13 protein-coding genes are annotated in these 25,329 nt (G+C 72.9%); 5 read left to right on the forward strand and 8 right to left on the reverse strand.

The window, feature by feature from the left end; all coding sequences use genetic code 11:
• Genes IEZ08_RS31120 through dhbA form a run of 3 tightly spaced genes read right to left on the reverse strand, consistent with a single transcriptional unit; the run spans position 1 to position 3,588 of the window.
• Complete coding sequence (locus IEZ08_RS31120; protein ID WP_068925906.1) at positions 1-1,542, reverse strand: (2,3-dihydroxybenzoyl)adenylate synthase; 1,542 nt, start codon at positions 1,540-1,542, stop codon at positions 1-3.
• Positions 1,529-2,758 carry an isochorismate synthase gene (locus IEZ08_RS31125; protein WP_189243530.1) on the reverse strand — a complete coding sequence of 410 codons (1,230 nt, stop codon included), beginning with the start codon at positions 2,756-2,758 and terminating at the stop codon, positions 1,529-1,531. Before IEZ08_RS31125 ends, IEZ08_RS31120 begins: the two co-directional genes overlap by 14 nt.
• Positions 2,759-2,817: 59 nt before the next feature.
• Complete coding sequence (gene dhbA / locus IEZ08_RS31130; protein ID WP_203863568.1) at positions 2,818-3,588, reverse strand: 2,3-dihydro-2,3-dihydroxybenzoate dehydrogenase; 771 nt, start codon at positions 3,586-3,588, stop codon at positions 2,818-2,820.
• Positions 3,589-3,828: 240 nt separating this feature from the next.
• Here dhbA and IEZ08_RS31135 point away from each other — a divergent pair, with 240 nt between their 5' ends.
• Positions 3,829-4,311 carry an anthrone oxygenase family protein gene (locus tag IEZ08_RS31135; protein WP_068925901.1) on the forward strand — a complete coding sequence of 161 codons (483 nt, stop codon included), beginning with the start codon at positions 3,829-3,831 and terminating at the stop codon, positions 4,309-4,311.
• A 132-nt stretch (positions 4,312-4,443) separates the two neighbouring features.
• Here the strand turns inward: IEZ08_RS31135 and IEZ08_RS31140 are convergent, their stop codons facing one another.
• The 3 genes from IEZ08_RS31140 to IEZ08_RS31150 all read right to left on the reverse strand — a co-directional run bounded on the left by IEZ08_RS31140 (position 4,444) and on the right by IEZ08_RS31150 (position 7,347).
• Positions 4,444-5,289, reverse strand: a complete 846-nt coding sequence (locus IEZ08_RS31140) for a poly(ethylene terephthalate) hydrolase family protein (protein WP_068925899.1) — start codon at positions 5,287-5,289, stop codon at positions 4,444-4,446.
• A 296-nt stretch (positions 5,290-5,585) separates the two neighbouring features.
• Entirely contained in the window at positions 5,586-6,158 is a 573-nt protein-coding gene (locus IEZ08_RS31145) for a hypothetical protein (RefSeq protein WP_068925897.1), read from the reverse strand.
• A gap of 37 nt (positions 6,159-6,195) precedes the next feature.
• On the reverse strand, positions 6,196-7,347 hold the full coding sequence (locus IEZ08_RS31150) for an aromatic ring-hydroxylating oxygenase subunit alpha (RefSeq protein WP_068925896.1): 1,152 nt from the start codon (positions 7,345-7,347) through the stop codon (positions 6,196-6,198).
• Between the two features lie 378 nt (positions 7,348-7,725).
• Between IEZ08_RS31150 and IEZ08_RS31155 the strand changes: the two genes are divergently transcribed.
• Positions 7,726-14,373 (forward strand): non-ribosomal peptide synthetase, encoded by a 6,648-nt coding sequence (locus IEZ08_RS31155; protein WP_189243532.1) that lies wholly within the window; start codon positions 7,726-7,728, stop codon positions 14,371-14,373.
• Positions 14,370-20,021, forward strand: coding sequence for a non-ribosomal peptide synthetase/MFS transporter (locus IEZ08_RS31160; RefSeq protein ID WP_189243533.1), 5,652 nt, complete (start codon positions 14,370-14,372; stop codon positions 20,019-20,021). The genes IEZ08_RS31155 and IEZ08_RS31160 overlap by 4 nt, the downstream gene beginning before the upstream one ends.
• Here the strand turns inward: IEZ08_RS31160 and IEZ08_RS31165 are convergent.
• A complete protein-coding gene (locus IEZ08_RS31165; protein ID WP_189243534.1) occupies positions 20,011-20,556 on the reverse strand; it encodes an LGFP repeat-containing protein in 546 nt (181 codons plus the stop codon). The two genes, IEZ08_RS31160 and IEZ08_RS31165, sit on opposite strands and share 11 nt — an antisense overlap.
• 378 nt (positions 20,557-20,934) lie before the next feature.
• Between IEZ08_RS31165 and IEZ08_RS31170 the strand changes: the two genes are divergently transcribed.
• Complete coding sequence (locus IEZ08_RS31170; RefSeq protein WP_189243535.1) at positions 20,935-21,684, forward strand: GAF and ANTAR domain-containing protein; 750 nt, start codon at positions 20,935-20,937, stop codon at positions 21,682-21,684.
• Positions 21,685-21,855: 171 nt separating this feature from the next.
• Positions 21,856-23,949: an ATP-binding protein gene (locus IEZ08_RS31175; protein ID WP_373294391.1), complete on the forward strand. Its 2,094-nt coding sequence runs from the start codon at positions 21,856-21,858 to the stop codon at positions 23,947-23,949.
• A gap of 56 nt (positions 23,950-24,005) precedes the next feature.
• Here the strand turns inward: IEZ08_RS31175 and IEZ08_RS31180 are convergent, their stop codons facing one another.
• Positions 24,006-25,232 (reverse strand): oxygenase MpaB family protein, encoded by a 1,227-nt coding sequence (locus tag IEZ08_RS31180; protein ID WP_189243537.1) that lies wholly within the window; start codon positions 25,230-25,232, stop codon positions 24,006-24,008.
• Positions 25,233-25,329 lie beyond the last annotated feature (97 nt).

Here is a 25,329-nt window from a genome sequence, read left to right on the forward strand (position 1 = left end):
TCAGGTCCTTTCGCGGAGGTGGCGCTTGCTGACCTTGCCGACGGCGGTCTGCGGGAAGGCGTCGACGAACTCGAACATGTCGGGGATCTTGAAGGCGGCGATGCCGCGGTCCCGGAGGAACGCCCGGAGCTCGGACTTCTTCGGCGTCTCACCCCGGCAGATCAGGTAGGCGCAGGTGCGCTCACCGAGGTAGGCGTCGGGGACGGCGACCACGCTGGCGTCGTGGATCGCGGGGTGGGCCAGGAGGTGGTTCTCGACCTCCTCGGCGGCGATCTTCTCGCCGCCCCGGTTGATCTGGTCCTTGGCCCGGCCCTCGACGACCAGGTAGCCCTCCGGGGTACGGCGGACGATGTCGCCGGTCCGGTAGAAGCCGTCCTCGGTGAACGCGGTCCTGTTGTGCTCGTCGGCCCGCCAGTAGCCGCGGATGGTGTACGGCCCGCGGGTGAGCAGGTGGCCGTAGTCGCTCTCGCGTCCCTCGTCGTCCAGGATGAGGATCTCGTCGTCGGGTGAGATGGGACGGCCCTGGGTGGAGACGACGATCCCCTCGGGGTCGTCCAGCCGGGTGTAGTTGACCAACCCCTCGGCCATCCCGAAGACCTGCTGGAGCGCGCAGCCCAGCTCGGGCCGGACCCGCTTGGCCGCCTCCTCGCTGAACTTCGCCCCGCCCACCTGGAGCACCCGCAGGCTCGACAGGTCGTGCGGGGTGGAGGCGGCGGCGTCCAGCCAGACCAGCGCGAGCGGCGGGACCAGCGCGGCGATGGTGACCCGCTCCCGCTCGATCAGCGGGAAGCAGGTGCCGGGGCTGGGGTCGGGCGCGAGCACGCTGGCCGCCCCGGCGCTGAGCGCGCCGAAGACGCCGGGAGAGCTCATCGGGAAGTTGTGCGCGGCCGGCAGCGCGCACAGGTAGACGCTGTCCGGGGTCAGCTCGCAGATCTCCGCGCTCGCCCGGAAGCTGTAGATGTAGTCGTCGTGGGTCCGGGGGATCAGCTTGGGCAGGCCGGTGCTGCCCCCGGAGAGCTGGAGGAACGCCACGTCCGACGGCTCCGGGCCGGGCAGCCCGTCGAGCACGGCCGGGTCGCCCTCGGGCAGCTCGCCCAGTGTGATCGCGGGAGTGCCCGGGGCGTAGGCGCGGTGCGCGTCGTCCGGGCAGATGTAGGCGGCGGCCTCGGTGAACTCGCAGAAGTAGGAGATCTCGGCGGAGCGGTGCGCGGGCAGAGCGAACACCGGCCACGCGCCGAGCCGGAACAGCGCGAAGCAGACCTGGTGGAACCCGGGCACGTTCGGCAGCTGCACCACGACCCGGTCGCCGCGCCGGACGCCGGAACCGTACAGCCCGGCGGCGAGCCGGTCGGCCCGCTCCTGCAGGTCGCGGAAGCTCCAGCGGACCCCGGGGACCTCCGGGGCGCCGGGGGTTCCCGGGGAGATCAGCGCGGGGCGGGAGCCGTACCGGGAGACCAGGTCGCGCAGCATGCCGCCGAAGGTCTCGCCGCGCCAGTATCCGGCGGCGCGGTAGCGGGCGGCGACGTCGTCAGGCCAGTGCATCGGTGTCCACTCCCAGGGCGCGCAGCATGGTGCGGAACTTGGCGGAGGTCTCCGCGAGCTCCTTGTCGGGATCGGAGCCGGGCACGATCCCGGCCCCCGCGTACAGCCGGAGCAGACGCCCGGCCGCCTCGGCGCAGCGGATCGTCACCGCCCACTCGCCGTCCCCGGCCGCGTCGGTCCAGCCGACCAGGCCGGTGTAGAAACCGCGGTCGAACGGCTCCAGCTCCTCGATCGCCCGCCGGGCCCGCACGCGGGGCGTCCCGCACACGGCGGGGGTGGGGTGCAGGGCGGCGGCCAGGGCGAGCACGGGGGTGTCCGGGTCGCGCAGCACGCCGGTGACGCGCGTCGACAGGTGCCACATCGTCTCGGTGGAGGTCAGCTCGGGCCCGCTCGGGACGTCCAGGTCCACGCAGTACGGCTGGAGCGCGTCGGCGACGGCCTCCACCACCAGGCGGTGCTCGTGCAGGTCCTTGGAGGAGGCGGCCAGGGCGGCGGCCCGGCGGCGGTCCTCGGCGGGATCGGCGCTGCGGGCGGCCGAACCCGCCAGGGGGTTGGAGACCACGGTCCGGCCCCGGCGGGAGACGAGCAGCTCGGGGCTGGCGCCGATGAGGGTGCGGCCGCCGGGCAGCGGCGCGGCGAAGGACATGTCCCGGCCGGCCAGGGGACGCAGCAGGTCGAGCACGTCGACGGGCTCGTCGCGGGAGAGTTCGAGCGTCCGGGCGAGCACCACCTTGCGCAGGCCGTCCGGGACGGGGCCCGCGGCGTCCCCGAGGTCCCCGAGGTCCCCGACGTCTCCGAGGTCTCCGGTCCGCGCGCTTCCGTCCCCGGCGGCTCCTCCGTTCTCGGCGTCCATGAGCTCCAGCGCCAGCCGTACCGCCTTGGCATAGTCCTCGGGAGCCGGGACGGCCCGCACCCTCCAGCCGTCCAGCGACGGCGCGGCGCCCGGCTCCAGCGGGCCGGACCAGGTGACGGAGGCCGGGACGACCAGGTGCGCCGCGCCGTCGAAACCGACCGCCCCGGCGGCCAGACGGCTGCCGTCGTGCCCGCCGACCTCGCCGAGCACGGCGGTCACCCGCTCGGCCAGGGTGGCGAGATCACCGCCGGCCACGGCCCGCACGCCGCGGGTCAGCAGCGTGCCCCGGGACGAGGCGAACAGCACCGAGCCACCGGGTTCGTAGCCCGCCAGCGGGTCCGCGGCGGTCGTCAGCAAACGCATGGGGATCCAATCCGTTGAGTTCGTCGAGTCCGTCAGTCCGTTGAGCTCGTCGCGTCCGTTCAGGCGCGGAGAGTCGCGCCGCCGTCCACCAGGAGGTCGTGCATGGTGATGTGCCGGGCACGGTCCGAGGCGAGGAAGAGCACGGCGTCGGCGATGTCGCGGGGCTCGGCGATGCGGCCGAGCGGGATGCCGGTCCGGAAGGCGGCGGGATCGCCGTGGAGGGTGGCGCTCCACGCGTCGGCGGGGTCCCTGTCATCCCAGAGCGCGCGGAGCATCGGGGTGTCGGTCGAGCCGGGGGAGACGGTGTTGCACCGGATTCCGTACGGGCCCAGCTCCAGGCCCAGGCAGCGGGTGAACATGGTCGCCGCGGCCTTGGAGGCGGCGTAGGCCGCCATGTTCACCCGTGGCACCGAGGCGGCGTTGGACCCCACGGTGACGATCGCTCCGGCCCGCCGGGGGAGCATCCTGCGGGCGACGGCGCGGCAGGTGTGGAAGACACCGTCGGCGTTGACCGCGAAGGTCTGCTGCCAGGCGTCGTCACCGGTCTCCACGACCGGCCCGGGCCGGAGCACGCCCGCGACGTTGACGAGGATGCCGATCGGGCCCAGGTCGCGCTCGACGGCGGTGACCACCTCGTCCACCGCGTGCGGGTCGCGGACGTCCAGCGGGTACGGCACCGCGCCGGAGGACCCCCCCTGCTCGCCGATCCGGAGATCGGCGGCGGCGACCTTGGCCCCCGCACTGGTCAGAGCCTCGCAGACGGCCGCCCCGATACCCCGGCCCGCACCCGTCACCAGAGCGATGCGGCCTTCGATCCCGTCCACTCGGATACCTCGCGTTCAAATTAGGTTTGCCTAAGTAAGGTTAGCCTCGCCTAATTTGATGTCTTTGCGGTGATCTGTCAACTCGGCTCGTCGGTTGTGAGGAACACCGGTCCGACGGGCGACATGAGGCGGTCGCGACGACCTGGGCGGCCGGCGGCGGGAACCGGCGTGGGGCGTCGCCTCGATCCCGTCACCCACGGGAGAGGCGGCCGGGGCGGATGTTGACAGGTCTGAGATGCTGTCGGCATGCGGAACCCCTCGCGCAAGCAGGCGGCGCGATCGCGAACCGTCTGGTCCGCGGCCGCCCGGCTGGGACAGCTCCACTGGTTCTTCGGCAACGTCTACGAGGCGATGGTGGACATGCCCCGGTTGCTGGCGGACGCCCGACCGAACCGGGCGCCGGAGCTTCTGGGGTCTGGGAGCCCGCTGCGCTACTACCTTCCGGTGGTGCCGCCGACCTTGGCGGGCACCGCGGCCACGCTGATCGATGACTGGCGATCCGGCGGTGACAGGCGGGCCGTCGTCACGGCCGCGGCGAGCACGGTGGTGGCGGTGGTGTTGACGGTCCATCTGGTGCGGACCGTCAACCTGACGCTGTTACGCGGCAAGGAGCCGTTGAGCGCGGAGGAAGTCCGTAAGCTGCTCCAGACCTGGCACCGTGGCAACCTGGCCCGCCTGGCGGCCCTCGTCGTCGCGATGTGGGCCCTGCGGCGGAGTGCCGCTCGCTGATTTCCCGCGAGTTCCCTCCGGTCTTCCCGGGGGGCGCGCAACGGTCTGCTCCTCGCCTCGCTCTCACCGCGTGCGCATGCCGCGACGTCCGTGACCGGCGCTCCGGTCACGGACGCGAGGGGGCGATCGCGGTCAGCTGAGGTTCTTGCGCATGACCTGCCATGGGCCGGAGCACAGCCCGCAGTTCGGGCCGACGAACATCGCCTTGGCCGCGGCGTCGCCCTTGAGCTGCCACTTGAGCCAGGCCGCGCCCACCCGGCCGAACTCCCCGCCGTTGGGCTGGGAGTAGGTGCCCAGGTGGCCGACGTCCAGGTTGCCCATGAACGCGGGCAGGCCGGCGGGGAGACGGTTCCAGTCGTCGAGGGCGTTGCCGTAGGCGATGTCGCTGGGACCGCCGACGAAGTATCCGATCGGCGCGTGCAGGCGGGCGAGCTGGTAGTTGTCGGCGTCGCTCAGCATGCCGCTGTTCCAGATGCCGGTGGTGGTGACGCGCGGGTCGTCCGAGACCTCGTACGCCTCCAGCCCGCCGCACGACTGGCCCATCACGGCGACCTTCGTGGTGTCGATCCTGCCCCGGAGCCTGCTGCCGAAGCGGCTGTTCTCCGCGATCGCCCAGTCCACGGCGTCGGTCAGCATCTCCGCGTCGGTGCTGCCGGTGCCGCCCGGCCGGCCGTTGGCGATGACGAGGAAGCCGTGGGAGGCCAGTTCCTTGAGGAAGTTCTCGAAGAGGGTGCCGTCGGCGCGGCAGGCTCCGTTGCCCCAGGCCACGATGGGCAGGCGAACGCCGGTGGGCAGGACCGCGGGCCGGTAGATCGTGTGACGGGGCAGGCGGAGCGTGGTCTCGTAGTCGGCCGGGTAGGGGCCGGAGCCGCCGGGGGCGGCGTGCGCGGGCGCGGACGGCACCGTCAGGAGCGCGCCGGCCACCACGATCCCGGCACCGGCCGCGGCGACGCGCCGGATGAGCTGCCTGATCTTCATGAGTCCTCCTGTGGTCGGGTCGACTCAGTGCCGCGACCTTCGCACAGGCCCTCAAAAACCCTCAATGAATAAATGTCATGACTGGTGATATTACCGATATAAACACATATTTGTTCTGATGGTTTTCCGTCCTGATGATCGCCCATTGCGCGCGGCCCGTTTCGAGCGCCGCTCTCCCGGTGTGGCCCGGGTGAAGCCCCTGGCCACGATGGCGCCACACGGACGCTGCGATAGACGCTGCGATAGACGCTGTAATGGACGCTGTGATAGAAGCGGCGCCGGCCGCGAAAAGGGCGTCAGCGCAGTGTGATCCCCTTGATGATCTCGTTCAGCTCCCGGACGAGAGGCCGGCTGGCCATTACCGTGATCATGACGCCTTCGCGTTCGACCCAGCCCGCGTAACGGCCGTGTCCCAGTGCCCCGTCCCCTTCCTTGGTGAGCACCGTGCGCTTGCCGACCTTCACCCGCCGCACGTCGCCCGTGAAGGTTCCCTCGAGGAACGGGGCCGTTCTCAGCTTCGCCGGTCCGGTGGCCTCGGGCCAGCAGGCGACGCGCACCCACAGCGACCGGTGGCGCCGGTCGACGTCGTCCCGGTCGTCGGACCAGAGGTAGCCGTACTCGGTCATGCCGTCGTGGGTGGAGACGCCGACCTGCCCCCAGGAGAAGCCCGCCGGGAGGTGGCCGAGGCGCAGTCCTGCGATCGCGCGGGCGCCTCTCGGCGGCTGGTCGGTCCGGCCCTCCTCGGCTCGCCTGATCTCTGCCGAGGTGGGGGCCGGGCAGTCGGGGAGAGCCTGGGCCCGGGCGGGCGGGGCGGCCAGGAGCTGGCCGGCGAGCAGGATCAGTGCCGCCAGCGTGCGGTGTGTCCTCATGAACGTTTGGAGTGCGGCCCGCGGCGAAAGGTTCGCCTCAGTGTGTGGGCGACCGTTCGTGTTCGCGGCGGTAGGCGTCCAGGACGAGGCCGTGGAAGTGGTGGACCGCGTGCTCCGACAGCCCGGAGCCGCCGGGGTCGTAAACGATCTTTCCCTGGGTGAACGCGGGGGTGCGCATCCCGCGCTGGACGCTCTCCACCAGGGCGATGTCCTCCGCCTGGAGAACCTCGTCGATGTAGCGGATGCTGTCCAGCTCGGCCTCGTCGGGCTCCGCGGTCTCCAGGTAGAAGTCCCAGATCTCGCGGGTGCGTTCCGGGCCGTCCGGGATGATCTGCAGCACCATGAAGTTGCCGCGGCCGGGATAGCGCAGCAGGCAGGTGTTGGGCCACAGCCACCAGACCGCGTGCTCGGTGACCGTCGCGCCGGACACGTCGTAGGCGGAGTTGTCCGCCGTGCCGGCCTGGGCCATGTGGCTGGAGTAGATCCCGTACGTGGTGACCTTGTAGGTGCTCATGTCGACCAGGGACACGAAGTCCTTGTGGGCCACATGGCAGTGGTAGCACTCCAGGAAGTTGTCCACGACGTTCTTCCAGTTGGAGGCGATGTCGTAGGTGAGCCGGCGGGCGAGGGTGAGCCCGGCCACGTCCGGCGCCCGCGCCTCGATCTCCGCCTCCAGGTCTCCGGCCTGCTCCGGCAGGGGGGCCGCCCCGGGGTCGAGGTTGACGTAGACCATGCCGCCGAACTCGGTGACCTGGATCTGGTCCAGGCGCACCGCGGAGGTGTCGAAGTCCGGCATGCCGCCGGTGCCGCGCGCCCGCCTCAACCGGCCGGTCAGGTCGAAGTTCCAGGCGTGGTACGGGCACACGATGCTGCGCCGGACGCCGGAGCCGGACAGCAGCTCGTGCGCCCGGTGCTTGCACACGTTGTAGAACGCCCGCAGCGTGCCGGCCTCGTCCCGGACGGCGACGATCGGCATGCCGGCCACCGTGCCCGTCACGTAGCTTCCCGGCTCCCGCAGTTTCTCCACGTGGCACAGCCACTGCCAGGTGCGCGCGAAGATCGCCCGCTGGTCGATCGCGAACCACGCCGGATCCGTGTAGGCGTCGGCGTGCAACGACATCGACAGCGCGGGGTCGGGGTGGTATCCGGCCGAGATGTGATCGACTGCAGGGATCGAATCCGGTGTCACCGTACCTCCGAAACATGACACCGGGCGCACGGTGCCCGGGGAGTCGTCCTGGGACGGGACAGGCGTTCTGTGCCGACCGAATTGAGAGTAATAACCCCTCTGATCGAGATTCAAGGCTCCCGGGCGTCCAATGGGGCCGCGGGGAGCCCGGCCGGGACCGCCGGGGGTCCGGGCGGGGTCTCGCGGGGGCTGGGTGGATATCGTCTTTGTCGGCTCGTCGCGGGCGTGAAACCCCAGCGTACGCGGGGAAAAAACTGGAAAGTTACTTTACCGTAAGGGAAAATGATCATTGCGGTGCCGCCCGTCCGTCTGCCATCCTGCTGCCGCGACACGCCCCAGCGGAACGCCGGCCGTACGGTGCCGGCAGGAGGGATGGCGATGGAGTCCCTCGTTCACGACGAGATCCGTCCGAGCCACGACGAGAACGGCGAGTCGCCGCTCTCACCCGGTCAGGAACGCATGTGGTTCCTCGACCGCCTGGACCGGGCCGGTGAAACCACCGGCGCGCCCCGTGCGGCGGGCGCCGCCGGGACCGCCGGGGCCGATGGAAGCGGCGGGAGCGGCGGTGCCGCGCACAACGTGTTCGTCGCCGAGATCCTCCGGGGACCGCTCGACACCGGCGCGCTGACCCGCGCGCTCACCGAGATCGCGGCCCGTCACGAGGTGCTGCGGGCCCGCCACCCGAGCCGGGACGGAGCCCCGGTCCAGGTCGTCGGCGACGGCCCGGAGCTGGAGCTGCTGGACCTGACCGGGCTGCCGGAGGCCGGGCGGGTGGCCGAGGCGTGCCGGCTCGGCCGTGAGCGCATCGAGCGGCGGTTCGACCTGGAGAACGGGCCGCCGGTCCGGATGACCCTGATGCGCCTGGCGGAGCGGGAGCACGCGCTGTGCGTGGTGTTCCACCACATCGCGGTGGACGGCTGGTCCGTCGGCGTGTTCCTGAGGGAGCTGGCCGCGCTGTACGGGGCGTTCCTCGCCGGGGACCCGTCCCCGCTGCCGCCGCTGCCGATCCGGTACGGCGACTTCGCCCGCTGGCAGCGCGAGCGCCTCGACGGCCTGCTGGAGGAGCACCTCGGCCACTGGCGGAAGGTGCTGGCCGACCCGCCGACGCTGGAGCTCCCCACCGACCGGCCGCGTCCCGCGGTCAGGACCGCCAACGGCGGCTACGTCACGCTCAGCCTCCCCCGGCCGGTGAGCGACGGCCTCGACCGGCTCGCCCGGCAGGCGCGCTGCACCCCCTTCATCACGATGCTCAGCGCCTACCTGGTCCTGCTGTCGCGTTACTCCGGCCAGCGGGACATCTGCGTCGGGACACCGGTCGCGGGCCGCGGCCGGCCCGAGCTGGAACCGCTCATCGGGCTCTTCCTCAACACCCTCGTGATCCGGGGCGACCTGTCCGGCGACCCGACCTTCGCCGAACTGCTCCGCCGCGTCCGCTCCGCAGCGCTCTCCGCCTACACCAGGGACGAGCTCCCCTTCGACCGGCTGGTCGGCGAACTGAACCTGCCCCGGGACCTCAGCCGCACGCCGCTCTTCCAGGCCCAGATCGTCCAGCACGACTACGCGGGCATCCGGTCGGCGCTTCCCGGGCTCACCGTCGAACCCCTCGACGTCGTCATCCGCCCGGCGGCCGTCGACCTGTCCCTGGAGTTCGGCCGCCGTGACGGCCGCCTCGACCTCGACCTCGTCTACAACGCCGACCTGTTCGACCGCGGTACGGCGGAGCGGATGCTCGGCCACCTGGCGACCATGCTGGCCCGCGCCGCCGAGGACCCGGCCCGCCGCCTGTCCGAGATCGCCCGCCTGGACGAGGCGGAACGCGGACGGCTGCTCACCGCCTGGAACGACACCGCCGCGCCCCTGCCGGAGACGACGCTCCACGACCTCGTCGCGGGCCTCGCCGCGGGTGCGCCCGGCGCGGTCGCGGCGAGCTGCGAGGGACGGAGTCTGACCTACGCCGAGCTGGAGACGGCGGCCAGCCGGCTGGCCAACCGGCTGCGGCGCGAGGGAGTACGGCCCGGCGTCCTCGTCGCCGTGTGCGCGGGCCGCTCGCTGGAGACGCTGACCGCGCTGCTGGCCGTGGCGAAGGCGGGCGGCGCGTACGTGCCGCTCGACCCGGACTACCCCGCCGACCGGCTCTCCTACGTGCTGGAGGACTCGGGCGCCGCGCTGCTGCTGACGGAGGAGCGCCTGCGCGGCCTGTTCCCGCACGGCACCGTACCGGCCCTGCTCATCGAGGACCCGGAGGCGTTCGCCGCCGAGTCCGCCTCCCCGCCCCCGCCGCTGGCCACCCCCGGCGACCTGGTGTACGTGCTCTACACCTCGGGCTCGACGGGCCGCCCCAAGGGCGTCGCCATCGAGCACCGCGCCCTGGTCAACCTGCTGCTGGCGATGCGGGAGGTGCTGGACGCCGGACCGGACCACCGCTGGCTGGCGCTCACGTCCCTGTCGTTCGACATCTCCGCGCTGGAGCTGTACCTGCCGCTGGTCACCGGCGGGCAGCTGGTCATCGCCGGGAGCGCGCAGGCCGCCGACGCGTCCGCGCTGGCCGGGCTCGCCTCCGGGCACGGGGTGACGCACGTCCAGGCGACGCCGTCCGGCTGGCAGGCGATGCTCGACGCGGGCTTCGACCTGCCGTCGGTGACCGCGCTCACCGGCGGCGAGGCGCTGCCGCCGGCCCTCGCCCGCGAACTGCGCAGCCGCGTGCGTGCCCTGTGGAACGTCTACGGCCCCACCGAGACGACGATCTGGTCGACCTTCGCGCCGGTGACCGGAGAACCGGGGACGGTGACGATCGGCGGACCGCTGGCCAACACCCGGGTCTACGTGCTGGACGAGGACTTCGAGCCGGTGCCCGTGGGAGTGGTGGGCGAGCTGTTCATCGCCGGCGCGGGACTGGCCCGGGGCTACCTGAACCGTCCCGGCCTGACCGCCGAGCGCTTCCCGGCCGACCCGTTCGGCCCGCCCGGGGCGCGGATGTACCGGACGGGCGACCACGTCAGGTGGCGGGCCGACGGCCGGATCGAGTATCTCGGCCGGGCCGACGGCCAGGTGAAGCTCCGCGGTCACCGCATCGAGCTGGGGGAGATCGAGGCCGTCCTGGAGACGCACCCCGGCGTCTCCCGCGCGGTCGCCGCGGTCGTCGACGACACCCTGGTCGCCTACGTCGTCGGGGACCTCGGCGGTTCCGGGGACCGCGGGGACCTCCGCGAGCACGCCGCCCGCACCCTGCCCGCGATCATGGTCCCGGCGGTGGTCGTGCACCTGCCCGCGCTGCCGCTGACCCCCAACGGCAAGATCGACCGCAAGGCGCTGCCCGCGCCCGACCGGTCGCCCACCGGCCGGGGCCGGGAGCCGCGGACCCCGCTGGAGCGTCAGGTCGCCGAGGTCTTCGCCGAGGTGCTGGGCCTGGACGAGTCCCGGGCGGCCGGGCTGGGAACGGACGACGACTTCTTCACCCTGGGCGGTCACTCCCTGCTGGCCGTCAAGGTCACCGCCCGGATGACGGCGCTGCTCGGCGCGGAGATCCCGCTCCGGGACCTGTTCACCCGGCCGACCGTCGCCGGCTTCGCGGCGGCCGTACGGGAACGCCTGACAGAGGGCCCCCGCGAGGCCGGCAACGCCGGAGAGACCGGGAACGCAGGGAACACCGGGAACGCCGCGGTTCCGGGCCCGCGCCCGCCCGGCACGCCGCCGCCGCTCTCGCCCGCCCAGGAACGGCTCTGGTTCCTGCACCGGCTCGACCCCGCCGACGCGTCCTACAACATGTACAACGTCTGGCGGCTGGGCGGCGCGCTGGACACCGGAGCGCTGGCCCGCGCCTTCCGCGACCTGGCGGCGCGGCACGAGATCCTGCGCACCCGCTACCCCGACGTGGACGGCAACCCGGTCGCGGTCGTGGTCCCGGACGGCGGGCCGGTCATCGAGTACGTGGACCTGCTCGCCGGGGAGCGGGCCGGGGAGGCGCCCGCCGGGACGGTCCCGGCCCGGGAGGGCGGCGGCCCGGATCCGGCCGGGGCGGCCCGGCCGGAGGAGACCGCCCGGAGGCTGGTCGCCGAGCGCACCAACGCCCCCTTCGACCTCACCGCGGCGCCCCCGTTCCGGGTCACCCTGATCCGCCTGGCCGAGGACGACCACGTCCTGTGCTCCGTGCTCCACCACATCGCGGGGGACGGCTGGTCGCTCAACGTCATGGGCGACGACCTGACCGCCCTGTACGCGGCGCACCGCGACGGGACCGCCCCCGCGCTCGCCGAGCCGCCGCTGCAGTACGGGGACGTGGCGTTCTGGCAGCGCGGCCGCGACGACGGCGCCGCCCTCGCCTACTGGCGCGACCGGCTCGCCGATCCCCCCGTCCTGGACCTGCCGCTCGACCGTCCCCGGCCGCGCGTGCCCGCCCACGCGGGAGGCTTCCACGCCTTCCGGCTCCCGGCCGGGCTCTCGGCGGACCTGGAGCGGCTCGGGCAGGAGCACGGCGCGACGCTGTTCATGGTGCTGCTCGCCGCCTACCAGGTGCTGCTGGCCCGGCACACCGGGCAGGACGACATCACCGTCGGCTCCCCGGCGGCGGGCCGGGACCACGTGGCGTTCGAGCCGGTCGTCGGCTACTTCGCCAACACCCTCGTGCTCCGCGGGGACCTGTCGGGTGACCCGTCCTTCGCCGACCTGCTCCGCCGTACCCGCACGACCGTCCTGGAGGCGCTGGCCCACCAGGAGGTGCCGTTCGAGAGACTCCTGACGGAACTGGACGTGGAGCGCGACCTGAGCCGTACCCCGCTGTTCCAGACCATGGCCATCCTGCACACCCAGGACGAGGAGGGCGAGCCCCGGACGACCTTCGCGGATCTGTCCCTGGAGTACTTCGACGCCGGGTTCCGCCAGGCCAAGTTCGACCTCATGCTGGAGGGGCGGCGCGACGCCGGCGGGCTCTCCCTATCGCTCGGCTACGACGCCGAGCTGTTCGAGGCGGGGACCGTCGCCGCCCTCGCCGGCCGGTTCGCCGTCCTGTGCGGCGCGATCGCGGCCGACCCCGGCCGCCCGCTCTCCGCGCTGCCGATCCGTACGGACGGCGACGACGCCCGGCTGCGGGAGCTGGAGGAGGCCGAGCCCTGCCCGGCGGGCCCCCTCGTGCCCGCGCTGATCGCCGCGGCGACCGCCGCCCGTCCCGGTGCCGTCGCGGTGAGCTCCGATTCGGAGACGGTGACCTACGCCGCCCTGGACCGCCGGGTGACTGCGCTCGCCGCCCTGCTGCGCGAGCACGGGGCCGCCCGGGGGACGGTCGTCGCGGTCCGGCTGGACCGGTCGGCCGACGCCATGGCGGCGCTGCTGGCGGTGTGGCGGTCCGGCGCCGCCTACCTGCCCGTCGATCCCGAGCTTCCCGACGAGCGGACCGGGCTGCTGCTGGCCGACAGCGGAGCCGTCCTGCTGGTGACGTCCGCTCGGGCCGGCACCCCGCCGCCGTCGGACGTGCCGGTGGTGTCGCTGGAAGAGGCGCTGCCGCAGGGGGCGCTCCCCGGGGACGGGCCGGCGCCGCCGGAGGAACCGCTTCCCGGGACGGAGGGCTCCGACGCTCTCGAACCCGTCCGGGACGACGACGCCGCCTATGTGATCTACACCTCGGGCTCCACCGGCGTCCCCAAGGGCGTGGTGGTGGAGCACCGGGCCCTGGCCGCCCGGGTGGCCTGGATGCGCGAGAACTACGGGCTGGGGCCGGGGGACCGGGTGGTCCAGTTCGCCTCGCTCAGCTTCGACGCGCACGCCGAGGAGATCTATCCCGCCCTCGCCGCCGGTGCGACGCTGGAGCTCCTGCCCGGGGGCGCCATCACGCTGCCCGAGGTCCTCGCCGGGCCGCGCGGGGACGCGGTGACGGTGCTGGACCTGCCTACCGCTTACTGGCACCGGCTGGTGGACCAGATCGACGAGGTGGCCTGGCCCGCCCGGTTGCGGCTGGTCATCCTCGGCGGCGAGCAGGTGCACGCCTCCGCCGTGGCCCGCTGGCGGGAACGGTTCGGTGACCGGGTCCGTCTGGTGAACACCTACGGGCCCACCGAGGCCACGATCATCGCGACCGCGGCCGACCTCGGCCCTGCCGGAAGCGGCGCCGACGCCGGGGCCAGGGCTGGGGCCGAGACCGGTGCCGGGGAGCGCCCGCCGATCGGGCGGCCGATCGCCGGGACCCGGGCGGTCGTCGCCGACGCCCGCGGTCGCCGCGTGCCGCCCGGCGCTCCCGGAGAGCTGCTCCTCGGCGGCGCCGGGCTGGCCCGCGGCTACCTGAACCGGCCGGACCTCACCGCCGAACGGTTCGTGACCGCCCGGTACGGCGAGGACCGCCTCTACCGGACCGGAGACGCCACCCGAGAGGGCGGGGACCGCCTCTACCGGACCGGTGACCGGGTCCGCTGGCGGCCGGACGGGCAGCTGGAGTTCCTCGGCCGTCTCGACGACCAGCTGAAGGTCCGCGGCTACCGGATCGAGCCCGGGGAGATCGAGGAGCGCCTGCTCGCCTTCCCCGGCGTGCGCCAGGCGGCCGTCACCGCCCGCGACGACCGGCTCGTCGCCTACGTCGCGGGCTCCGCCGATCCGGAGGAACTACGGCGGCACCTGGCCGAGGGGCTGGCGCCGTACATGGTGCCCGAGGTCTGGGTGGTGCTGCCCGAACTGCCGGTGACCACGGGCGGGAAGATCGCCCGCAGGGCGCTGCCCGCCCCGGACCTCGACGCCGACCGGCCGTTCACCAGGCCCCGGAACGACGCCGAGGAACTGGTGGCGAAGGTCTGGCAGGAGGTGCTGGGGGTCGGCCGGGTCGGCGCGTTCGACGACTTCTTCGCCCTCGGCGGCCACTCGCTGCTGATCGCCCGGGTCGGTGCGCGGCTGCGGGCCTCCATCGGGATCGACGTCCCCATTCGCACGCTTTTCGTTAACCGTACGGTGGCCGGCCTCGCGGTGGAGGTGGAGCGGCTCCTCATCGAGGAGCTGTCCGATCTCACCGACGAGGAGGCCGCCCGGCTGCTTGAGACGGAGACTCCGTGACCACGTTGTCGGCGGCCAAGAAGGCCCTGCTCGCCCAGCGGCTGCGAGGCGGTCTCGCCACCCCGGCCCCGCCCTCGATCGTCCCGCGCCCGCCCGGTGCGGAGAGCCTGCCGCTCTCCTCCGGGCAGGAGCGGATCTGGTTCCTCGACCAGCTCGACCCCGGCGACAGCGCGTTCGCCATGTCCCTCGCCCAGCGCTGGCGCGGCCCGCTCGACGTCCCGGTCCTGCGCCGGGCGTTCGACCACATCGTGGCCCGGCACGAGATCCTCCGTACCCGCTTCGTCGACGAGGACGGCAGCCCCGTCCAGGTCGTGGACCCGCCGTCCCCCCTGGACGTGGAGTATCTGGAGGTGCCGGAGGCCGACGCCCCGGCGCTGATCGCCGAGCGCGTGGCCGTCCCCTTCGACCTGGGGACCGGGCCGCTGCTCCGGGTCGCGCTGCTCCGCCTCGGCGACGACGACCACGTGCTGAGCCTGGTGTGCCACCACATCATCGCCGACGGCGTCTCCATCACCCTGCTCATGCGCGAGCTGGCCGTCGTCTACCAGGCGTTCCTGAACGGGGAGCCCTCGAACGGCGGATCCTCGAACGGGGAGCTCGCAGACGGCGAGTCCCCGGACGGGGAGCCGCCGCTGGAGCCGCTCGCCGTCCAGTACGCCGACTACGCGCTCTGGCAGCGCGAGCAGCTGCGCGGCGAGGACGCGCGGCGCTCCCTGGAGTACTGGCGCGGGCAGCTCGCCGACGCCCCCGTCCTGGACCTGCCCGTCGACCGGCCCCGGCCGCCCGTGCAGACCTCCGAGGGCGACACCCTGAGCCGCCGCCTGGACGCCGCCACGGCCGCCCGGCTCGAACGGCTCGCCGCGGACGAGGGCTGCACCCTGTTCATGGCGCTGCTCGCCGCCTACCAGACGCTGCTCATGCGGCACACCGGGCAGAAGGACATCTGCGTGGGCTCGCCCACCGGCGGGCGGGCCCGGCTCGAACTGGAACCGCTGATCGGGTACTTCCTCAACACGCTGGTCCTGCGCGGCGACCTGACGGGCGACCCGACCTTCCGGGAGCTGCTGGGCCGTACCCGGTCGGTCGCGATGGACGCCTTCACCCACCAGGAGATCCCCTTCGAACGGGTGATGGCCGACCTGAAGGTCGAACGCGACCTCAGCCGCTCGGCGCTGTTCCAGACCATGCTCGTCGTGCACACCCAGGACGACCCGCGCCAGGCGTCCGGCATGCCGGGCCTGACCGTCGAGGGGTTCGACACCGGGTACACCGCGGCCAAGTTCGAGGTGACCCTGGAAGCCTGGCGCGACCCGGACGGGCTGACTCTCGGCTTCGGCTACCGCAGCGACCTGTTCGACCGGTCCACGATCGAGGCGCTGGCCGACCGGTTCGTCCGGCTGCTGCGCGCTGTGACGGCCGACCCGGAGGTACGGCTGTCCGCCGTCGACCTGCTGGGCGAGGAGGAACGGGCCCGCCTGCTGGAGTGGGGCACCGGCCCCGCCGGCCCCGCCGGTGAGGCGACCGTACCCGGCATGATCGCCGAGGCGGTCGCGGCGGCCCCGGACGCGACGGCGCTGAGCCACGGAGGCGTCCGGCTGACCTACGCGGACCTGGACGCGCGGTCCGACCGGCTCGCGCGGGCGCTGCGCGAGGCGGGCGCCGGGCCCGAGTCGATCGTCGGGGTCTGCCTGGAGCGCTCGCCCGAGCTGATCGTGACGCTGCTCGCCGTCTGGAAGGCGGGCGCCGCGTACCTGCCGCTCGATCCCGCCTACCCGGCCGAACGGCTGGCCTACATGCTCACCGACAGCGAGGCCCGGATCCTGGTCGGCGCCCCCGGGACGGGCAGCGCTCCCGGGACGGGCAGCGCCTCCGGGGCGGACGGTGATCCCGGGGCGGACGGCGTCCCCGCCGGGGTGCTGCGGCTCGACCCCGCGGCGGAGCCGCGTGAGGGCGGGGGAGAACTGCCCGCCCCCGACCCCGCCCGCGCCGCGTACGTCATCTACACCTCGGGCTCCACCGGCCGTCCCAAGGGCGTGCTGGTCACCCACCGCGCGCTGGCGGCCCGGGTGCGCTGGATGCGCGACGCCTACGGACTGGGCCCGGCCGACCGGGTGCTCCAGTTCGCCTCGGTCAGCTTCGACACCCACGTCGAAGAGGTCTACCCGTGCCTGACCTCCGGCGCCACGCTCACCCTGCTGCCCAGCGGGGGCGAGTTCCTGCCGGACTTCCTGGCCACGGCGGAGGGGGCCGGACTGACCGTGCTCGACCTGCCCACGCCGTACTGGCACGAGCTCGCCGCCGACATCGACGCCGTCGCCTGGCCCCCCGGCCTGCGCCTGACCATCCTCGGCGCCGACCAGGCGCAGCCGTGGGCCGTACGGGCCTGGCACCGGCGCTTCGGCGGTGCGGTCCGGCTGGTCAACACCTACGGCCCGACCGAGACGACGGTCATCGCCACCTGCGCGGAGCTCCGCGACTCCGACGAGCGCCCGCCCATCGGCCGGCCCCTCGCGGAGACCTCGCTGTACGTGTTCGACGAGGCCGGAGGCCTGGTCCCCACCGGGGTGCCCGGCGAGCTGTACATCGGCGGCACCGGGCTGGCCCGCGGCTACCTGAACCGGCCGGAGCTGACCGCCGAGCGGTTCCCCGTGGTGGAGGGGGAACGGCTGTACCGGACCGGCGACCGGGTCCGCTGGCGCGCCGACGGACAGCTGGAGTTCCTGGGCCGCTTCGACGACCAGGTGAAGCTGCGCGGCTACCGGATCGAGCTCGGCGAGATCGAGTCCCGCCTGCTCGAGGAGCCCGGCGTGGCGCAGGCGGTCGTCGTCGTGGACCGGGACGCGCTGGTCGCCTACGTCGTCGGCGACGCCGAACCGGCCCGGCTCCGGGAACGCCTGGCCGACGGCGTCCCCGCCTACATGGTGCCCAAAGCCGTGGTGGTGCTCGACCGGCTGCCGCTGACGCCCAACGGCAAGCTCGACCGGCGCGCCCTCCCCGCCCCGGAGGCGGAACGCCGGGAGCCCGCCGATCTCCCCGCCACCGGGACCGAACGCGTCATCGCGGAGATCTGGTCGCAGGTGCTCGGGATCGACGCGGTGGGAGCCGAGGAGGACTTCTTCGACCTCGGCGGGCACTCGTTGTCGGCGACCAAGGCGATCGCGAGGATGCGCCGCGAGCTGGGCGACGGCGTGTCCCTGATGGACCTGTTCCGCAACCCCACGGTACGGCGGCTCGCCGCGCTCGTCGACCGCCCGGACGACGGCTCCGGGCGCCCGCTGCTGCACGAGCTCACCCCCCCGGGACCCGCGACGGTGACGTACGTGTGCGTGCCGTACGGCGGCGCCAGCGCGCTGGTCTACCGCCCGCTGGCCGAGGCGCTGCCCGAGGGCCACCGGCTGCTGGCGGTCGCCGTCCCCGGCAACGACCTGGGGCTGGACGAGGAGCCGCTGCCCTTCGAGGAACTGGCCGAACGCTGCGTGGAGGAGATCATCCGCCGGGTGGACGGTCCCCTGGTCCTGTACGGCCACAGCAGCGTCGGATCGGCCCTCACCGTGGAGATCGCCCGCCGGGCCGAGGCGGCCGGGCGCGACCTGGAGGCCGTCTGCATCGGCGCGGCCTTCCCCTTCACCAAGCCGCGTGGCCGGCTGATGCGCGGACTGTCCAGGCTGGCGCGGGCCTCGGCCGTCTCCTCCGACCGCGCCTACGGCAACTGGCTCGCCTCGATGGGCGTGGACCTGAGCGACCTCGAACCCGAGCACGCCCTGCGCATCGTGCGGAACATGCGCCGGGAGGCCGAACGCGCCGAGGAGTACTTCACCGGCGTCGTCGGCACCGACCCCGCCACCGGCACGGGCACGGACACCGGCACCGACGCTGGCGCTGGCGCCGGTACGGACCTCGGCACCGGCACCGGCACCGGCACCGGCACCGGTGCACGGCTGCGCGCCCCGCTGGTCACCCTGGTCGGCGACCGCGACCCGGCCACGGAGTTCTACGAGGAGCGCTACCGCGAGTGGCACTTCCTGACGGACACCTCCGTTCTCGTCGTCATCCGCGAGGCCGGGCACTTCTTCCTGAAGTACCGGGCCGCTGAGCTGGCCCGGATCCTCACGGAGGTTCCGTCGTTCGGTTCCGCGCCCGCGCTGCGGGCCGTACCGTCCACGCCCGAGTCGTGGGCCCCGGCCGCCGGGACCGCCGACGCCGGAGCGGCGGACGTCACCTGGCGGCTGGCCGGGGTCTCCCGGCGCGGCCAGGGCCCCGGCGCGCCCGGTGGTTCGCGCGAGTCCGGCGAGGTGTCGGAGCCCAGCGTGCGACGCTTCGCCGCGGTGGCCGCCGGGCAGCTCGTGTCGATCCTCGGATCGGCGCTCACCGAGTTCGCCGTGCCGATCTGGATCTACCAGACCACCGGTTCCGTGGCGAACTTCACCCTGTTCGCCGTGCTCGCGCTGGTGCCCGGACTACTGGTGACACCGTTCGCGGGGGCGATCGTCGACCGGATGGACCGGCGCCGGGTGATGCTGGCGGGCGACGTCGGGGCGTTCGGCAGCCAGCTCGCGCTGGGGCTGCTGCTGTGGACCGGGAACCTGCAGGTGTGGCACGTCTACCTGCCGCTGGTCACCCTGTCGGTGTCCCTGACCTTCCAGCGGCTCGCCTACGCCTCGGCGATCCCGCAGCTCGTCCCCAAACGACTCCTCGGGCACGCCAACGGCGTCGTGCAGATGGTCAACTCCTCCGCCCAGCTCGTGGTCCCCCTCGTCGCGGTCGGCCTGATGTCTCTGATCGGCCTGGAGGGCATCGTCGCCCTCGACGTGATCAGCTACACCTTCGCGATCGGCACGCTGCTGCTGATCAAGTTCCCGGCCGCAATGGCCTGGCGGCGCAGGGAGACGCTGCTCTCCGAGATCGCCGGGGGGTTCCGCTACTCGTGGGGCAACCCCGGTTTCCGGGCCATGCTGCTGTTCTTCGCCGGCCTGAACGTCTTCCTGTCGCCGCTGTTCCTGATGGTCACCCCGCTGGTGTTGTCGTTCGCGACCCTCGACGACGTCGGCCGGGTCGCCTTCGCCTCCGGGGCGGCGGGTTTCCTCGGTGGCCTGGTCATGAGCGTGTGGGGCGGGCCCCGCGTCCTGCGGATGCGCGGCGTGCTGCTGTTCACCCTGGCCCTGGGCGGGTGCGCGGCCGTCACCGGCCTCCGCGCCGACCTGGTCGTGGTGGGGGCCGGCGCGTTCGGGATGACCCTGTGCCTGACGCTGCTCAACGGCATCTACGCGACGATCGTCCAGGTGAAGGTGCCGCAGCGTTTCCACGGCCGGGTCTTCGCGATGAACACGGTTATCTCCTGGTCCACGCTGCCGCTCGGGTTCGGCGTCGTGGCCCCCGTGGTCAGCTCGCTGTTCGAGCCGCTGCTCGCCGAGGGCGGCGCGCTGGCCTCCACCGCCGGCGCGCTCATCGGGACCGGCCCGGGGCGCGGGATCGGGTTCATGTACGTGCTCTTCGCGGTCTGCATCGCCGCCACGGCGCTCATCGCCCTCCGGACGCGCGCCCTGGCCGGATTCGACCGTGAGGTCCCCGACGCGATCGCCGACGACCTCGTCGGCGCCAGGACGATCGCCGCCTCCCGCCGTCGGCCTTCCGCCGAGGTCAGCCGGTGACGGAGATCGTCCAGGTCTTCTGGCAGTCGGAGCCGAAGATCCCGGTGTCGCAGCCCTTGATGTTCCAGCGGTAGCCGCTGTTGGTGTGGATGCGGACGGCGGTACGGCCGCGGACGCCGCCGACGATGTCCTGCTGGGCACCGTCCGGATCGGCGGCGCTGGTCCAGCGGACGATGAACTTGTCGAAGGCGCGATCGGTCGTCCGCCAGTTGACGTGGGCGTAACCGCGGTCCGACCAGGCGGCCACCACCAGTTTGGAACCGTTCTTGGGGGACCAGGCCATCTCGCCGCGGGCGAACGTCTGGCGGCGACCGGCCCAGCCGACGCCGTTCTGGTAGATGTCGCGCTCGGTTGTCGTCGGGCAGCCGAGCTTGCCGTTCTCGCCGCCGAGCTGGGCCCAGCGGGCGCCGATGAGGCCGTACGGCTGGATGCCGCAGCCGTTCGCCCCGGTGGTGCCGGCGTGGGCGGGGAGGGCGGTGAACGACAGGGCGGAGGAGAGGGCGGCGGTCACCGAGAGGATCGTGCGGCGTTTCATGGTGGACTCCCGAGGGTGAGACCCGCCGTGCTGCTCGCTGCGGGTACGTGCCTCATTGGTACGGCGTACCGCTTGCCGGAGGCTTGCGCACCGCCTGCGCGGGCCTGCGCACCGCGGCCACGGCGTGCCCGGCCGGATTTCCCGGATTCCGGCCGAGGTGCCACCCCCGGTTCTGTTTGCACGTGCGCCGGGCGGGCAGATTCACATCATTCATCAAGCGTGTCCGCCCGAGCGCGCTGGCCGCAGGGAGGGAAAGAGCCGTCAGGATCTGCGCGACCCCCGGTGCGGATCCCTCTCATCGCCACAGCACCTTCTGCGCTAAAGGCGCGGAGAAGCAGGTGATTCGTCCTGGCGACCCCAACGGATCGGGGAGGAGAGATGGTACGGCCTCCGCCACGGGTGGGCCGGATCTTCACGGAGTTGGCCGACACCCTGGCCGATGACTTCGACATCATGGACTACCTCGACAATCTCGCCTGCCACGGGGTCTCGGTGACCGGGGTGGCCGCCTGTGCCGTGCTGCTGGCCGATCCCGTCGGTCCGCTCAGCATGGTGGCGGCCTCCAGCGGACCCGCCCACGTCCTGGGGACGCTCCAGCTCCGGTGCCAGGAAGGCCCGGCCCTGGAGGCCTATCAGAACCGGACGCCGGTGTCCTGCACGGATCTGGCGGTCGCCGCCGAGCGCTGGCCGCGGTTCGCCCCGGCCGCGGTGGCGGCCGGTTTCGCCGCGGTGCACGCGGTGCCGATGAGGTGGCGCAAGCAGGCCGTCGGCGCGCTCAGCCTGCTGGACACCGCCCCGGCGCCGTTGGACGTCAAGGCCGTCAGCTGGGGAGAGGATCTGGCCGACGCGGCCACCATCGGCCTGATGCACCGGCGCACGGTGCGTCACCAGGAGAGCGTCACCCAGCAGCTTCAGCGCGCGCTGAACAGCCGGGTGCTGATCGAGCAGGCCAAGGGCATGCTGGCCGAGCGCCTGAACCTGACCCCCGATCAGGCGTTCGTGCAGTTACGCGCCCACGCTCGTGCGCACCATCTCAAACTGACCGCGTTCAGCCGCGCCTTCATCCAGGGAGAGATCGACATCCCGGTGTCCGGCAACGGGCCGGACCGGCCGAGGCTACCGAGCTGACCCGGGTCGAGGACAGGCCGGCGGGCCGTGACGGTCTGTGACGCGGGGGTGATCCGAATGATCCGACCGTGTGCTCGGACGCCGGTTCGCTGGTTCGTACCGCGCCCGCTTGATACCTTCTTGCAGGTGGTGGCATAAAGGTCGCAGGATCGACCCGAGCAGGTGACGATCATGCCCCTGGACCGGAGGGAGACGGGCAACCTGCCGGCGGAGACCACTCGCCTGGTCGGCCGCCGGGCGGAGCTGGCCGAGCTGCGGCGGTTGTGCGAGCGGTCGCGGCTGGTGACGGTGACCGGGCCGGGCGGGGTGGGAAAGACCCGCCTGGCACTGCGCGCCGTCGCCGAGATGGCCCCGGACCTGGCCGACGGGGCCTGGTGGGTGACGTTGTCGCCGCTGGAGCTGGGCGCCTCGCTGCCGTACGCCATCGCTGAGGCGCTGTGGCTGGTCAACCAGACCACCGACCCGATGATCGAGGTGCTGGCCGACTACCTGGCAGGCCGGGAGGCGCTGCTGCTGTGGGACACCTGCGAGCACCTGGCCGAGGCGTGCGCGCCGGTCGCCGAGCGCCTGCTGGCCGCCGCGCCGGGCCTGCGCATTCTGGCCACCAGCCGCCGCCGTCTGGGCGCGCCCTCCGAGGAGACCTTCGCCCTGGAGCCGCTGTCGGTCGAGGACGGGGACGCCGTGGCGTTGCTCGCCGAACGGGCGGCCGAGGCACTGCCCGGCTTCGCCGTCACCGTGCGCAACCGGCAGGCCGTGCTGCGCATCTGCCGGCGGCTGGAGGGGCTGCCGCTGGCCATCGAGCTGGCCGCCGCCCGGCTGGGGGAGTGGCCGCTGGAGCAGCTGGCCGCGCGGCTGGATGATCGCTTCGCCGCGCTGGAGACCGAGGCCGCCGCCTACTCCGCCGACCCGCCCTGGCATCAGGCCCTGCGCACCGCGATCGGGTGGAGCCACCAGTGGTGCAGCCCGGCCGAGCGGTTGCTCTGGGCCCGGCTGTCGGTTTTCGCGGGTTCCTTCGAGGCGGACGCGGCGGCACAGGTGTGCGCCGACGCCCACCTGCCCGCCGCGCGGATTCCGGACCTGCTGACCGCGCTGACCGACAAGTCCCTGCTCACCTGGACGCTCACCGGCGACGGGGAGCGCTACCGGATGCTGGACACCCTCCGTGAATTCGGCGCGTTCTGGCTGGCGCAGCTGGGCGAGCACGACAGGATGCGGCGCCGGCACCGCGACCACTACCGCACGCTGGCCCGTCAGGGCGCCGCCGCCTGGATGGGGCCTGAGCAGTTCGCCTGGTACGACCGGGTCACCGCCGAGCTGGACAACCTGCGCGCCGCGCTGGAGTTCGCCCTGGCCGAACCGGAGGAGCACTGCGCCGCGGAGCTGGCCGGCAACCTGTGGTTCTGCTGGATCTGCTGCGGGTTCCCCCAGGAGGGCCGGCACTACCTGGAGCGGGCGCTGGCCGTCGACACCGAACTCAGCCCGGAGCGCACGCAGGCTCTGTGGGCCTGCGGCATGGTCCTGGTGGCGTTGGGCGACGGCGAGGGCGCCCGGACCCGGGGCGCCGAATGCGTCGCCGCGGCCGAGAGCCTCGGCGACGCCCGGCTGAGGGAGCACGGCCTGATGACGGCCGTGTCCGCGATGCTGCTCGACGACCCGGCCCGAGGACCGGCCTCACACGACCATAGGATCGCCGAGATACCACTGCGGGAGGACGAGCTGACCCTGCCCCCGATCTCGGCCCGGCAGGCCCGCGCCATCATGCTCACCGCCGCCGGCCGTACCGACGAGGCCGTCGCCGCGCTGCAGGACCTGCGCGCCGTCTGCGCACGGTACGGCGAGCGCTGGGCGCGCGCCTACTGCGAGGCGTTCCTCGCCCGAGCCGAGCTGGCCCGCGGTTCGCCCCACGCCGCAGACGTCTACGCCCGGTCGTCGCTGGAGGTCAGGCACCGGTTACGCGACCGCCTCGGTGCGGCGATGGCCCTCGACGTGCTCGCCTGCGCCGCGGCCGACACGGGCCGTGCCGAACGGGCGGCCTGGTTGCTCGGCCTGGCCCAGCGACTCTGGGACACCCTGGGCAGGCCGCAGGCCGGCATCCCCGAATGGGTCGCCGCCCGCCAGGCCTGCGAGAAACAGGCGCTCGGCGCCCTGGGGGATCACGCCTACCGGCGGGCCTTCCGGTCCGGTCACGGCACCGACCTCGACACCGGTGTCGCCTACGCCCTCAGTGATCTCGACGTCCGTCCGCCACGGCCCACCGGCACGTGACGGACGGCCTGTCGCCATTCGGCTCCGTCGTTCCAGGCTCCTCCCGAGTGTCGTGGTCAGTGGTCCGGGTTGTTGGTCAGCGGGATCTCGATGCTGATCGGTCGTGCCTCGGAGAGGTAGACCAGGACGATCTTGCGAAGGAGCTCGTCGAAGAGCCAGTAGACGTTCTCCGTCCCCGGGAACGTCTTGAGCGTGCCTTCGCGGACGGCGATGAAGGGCTCCCAGAGCGTGTTGAGGATCCCGTCCCAGAACGGATACCTGGAGATCTTCAGCCACCCGGCGATCTGGTCGCCGAGCAGGAAGCGCGTGAACGCGCCGAGGACGCGCTTGCTGAGGATGCCGGCGTCGATCGCGGCGCCGAGGTTGAGGAGGATGTCGGCCAGTTTGACGCCCTCGGGCGTCGGGGCCAGCACCGGGTCCAGGACCTGTCGGGCCTGGGAGTCGGCTTCCTGCCACGACGCGGGGATGTACTCGTTCTTGATGCCGAGCAGGTGCGCGGCCAGCTGCCACGAGTGCAGGAAGGCCGCGGACTCGTGGGCGGGGATCGGCACCCTCCAGGCGGTCAGGTTCTTCATGACGGTCGTGGGAAGGCTGTGCCAGGTGACCATCATGTCGGCCTGGCTGATCGGGATCTCCTCGTCGGCGGCCCGCTGCCAGTGCGGGGACTTCGGCAGCAGGTGGCGCACGGCGGCGTGCACCAGCCGGGTCTTGACGCAGGTCACGATCATCTCGCCGTCGGCGTCGTAGGCCTTCCGGGACCCGATGTCGTACCCGAGCTTGGCGGTCTTGGAGATGCGGTCCTTCATGTCCGCGCCGCCCTTGGAGTAGTAGACCGCGCGTGCCTCCTTGGGGATGACCGTGCTCATCATGCCGCTGGCGAAGCCGTACAGCACGCCGAGGTAGATCCCCCGCTTGTCGTTGAACTCGACCGCGGTGGCGAGCTTGCCCCGGTCGGCCCACGGCGGCAGCTGACGGGCCCGCTCCATGAAGTCCCGCAGGTCCGCCGGGAGCCCGGCCGGCAGCGGCTGGCCGTTCTTGGTCCAGGTCCGCAGCAGCCGGTTGACCTCGGGTACGGCGCCGCGGTCGATCAGTGAGGCGACCAGCGGGTCGGCCTCCTCGTCCCAGACCCATCGCGGGTCGGCGCCCGCCCCGGTGCCCGCCACCGAGCCGCTGGGGGACCAGGTCCACACGCGTGCCTGTGCGGGGGTGGCGACGCTCAGCGCACCGATGGCGCCCAGTGTCCCCCCCGCCTTCAGCATGTCGCGTCTGCTGAGTTTGCCCATGCCGTCGTTCCTCCTTCTCGCGAGGTCGAGATCACTTGCTGATACGATGAAACAAACAATGAATCTCTGTATCACTCATGTCAGCACACTGTGGCGG

Source organism: Planobispora rosea, from assembly GCF_014648175.1.
GTDB lineage: Bacteria > Actinomycetota > Actinomycetes > Streptosporangiales > Streptosporangiaceae > Planobispora > Planobispora rosea.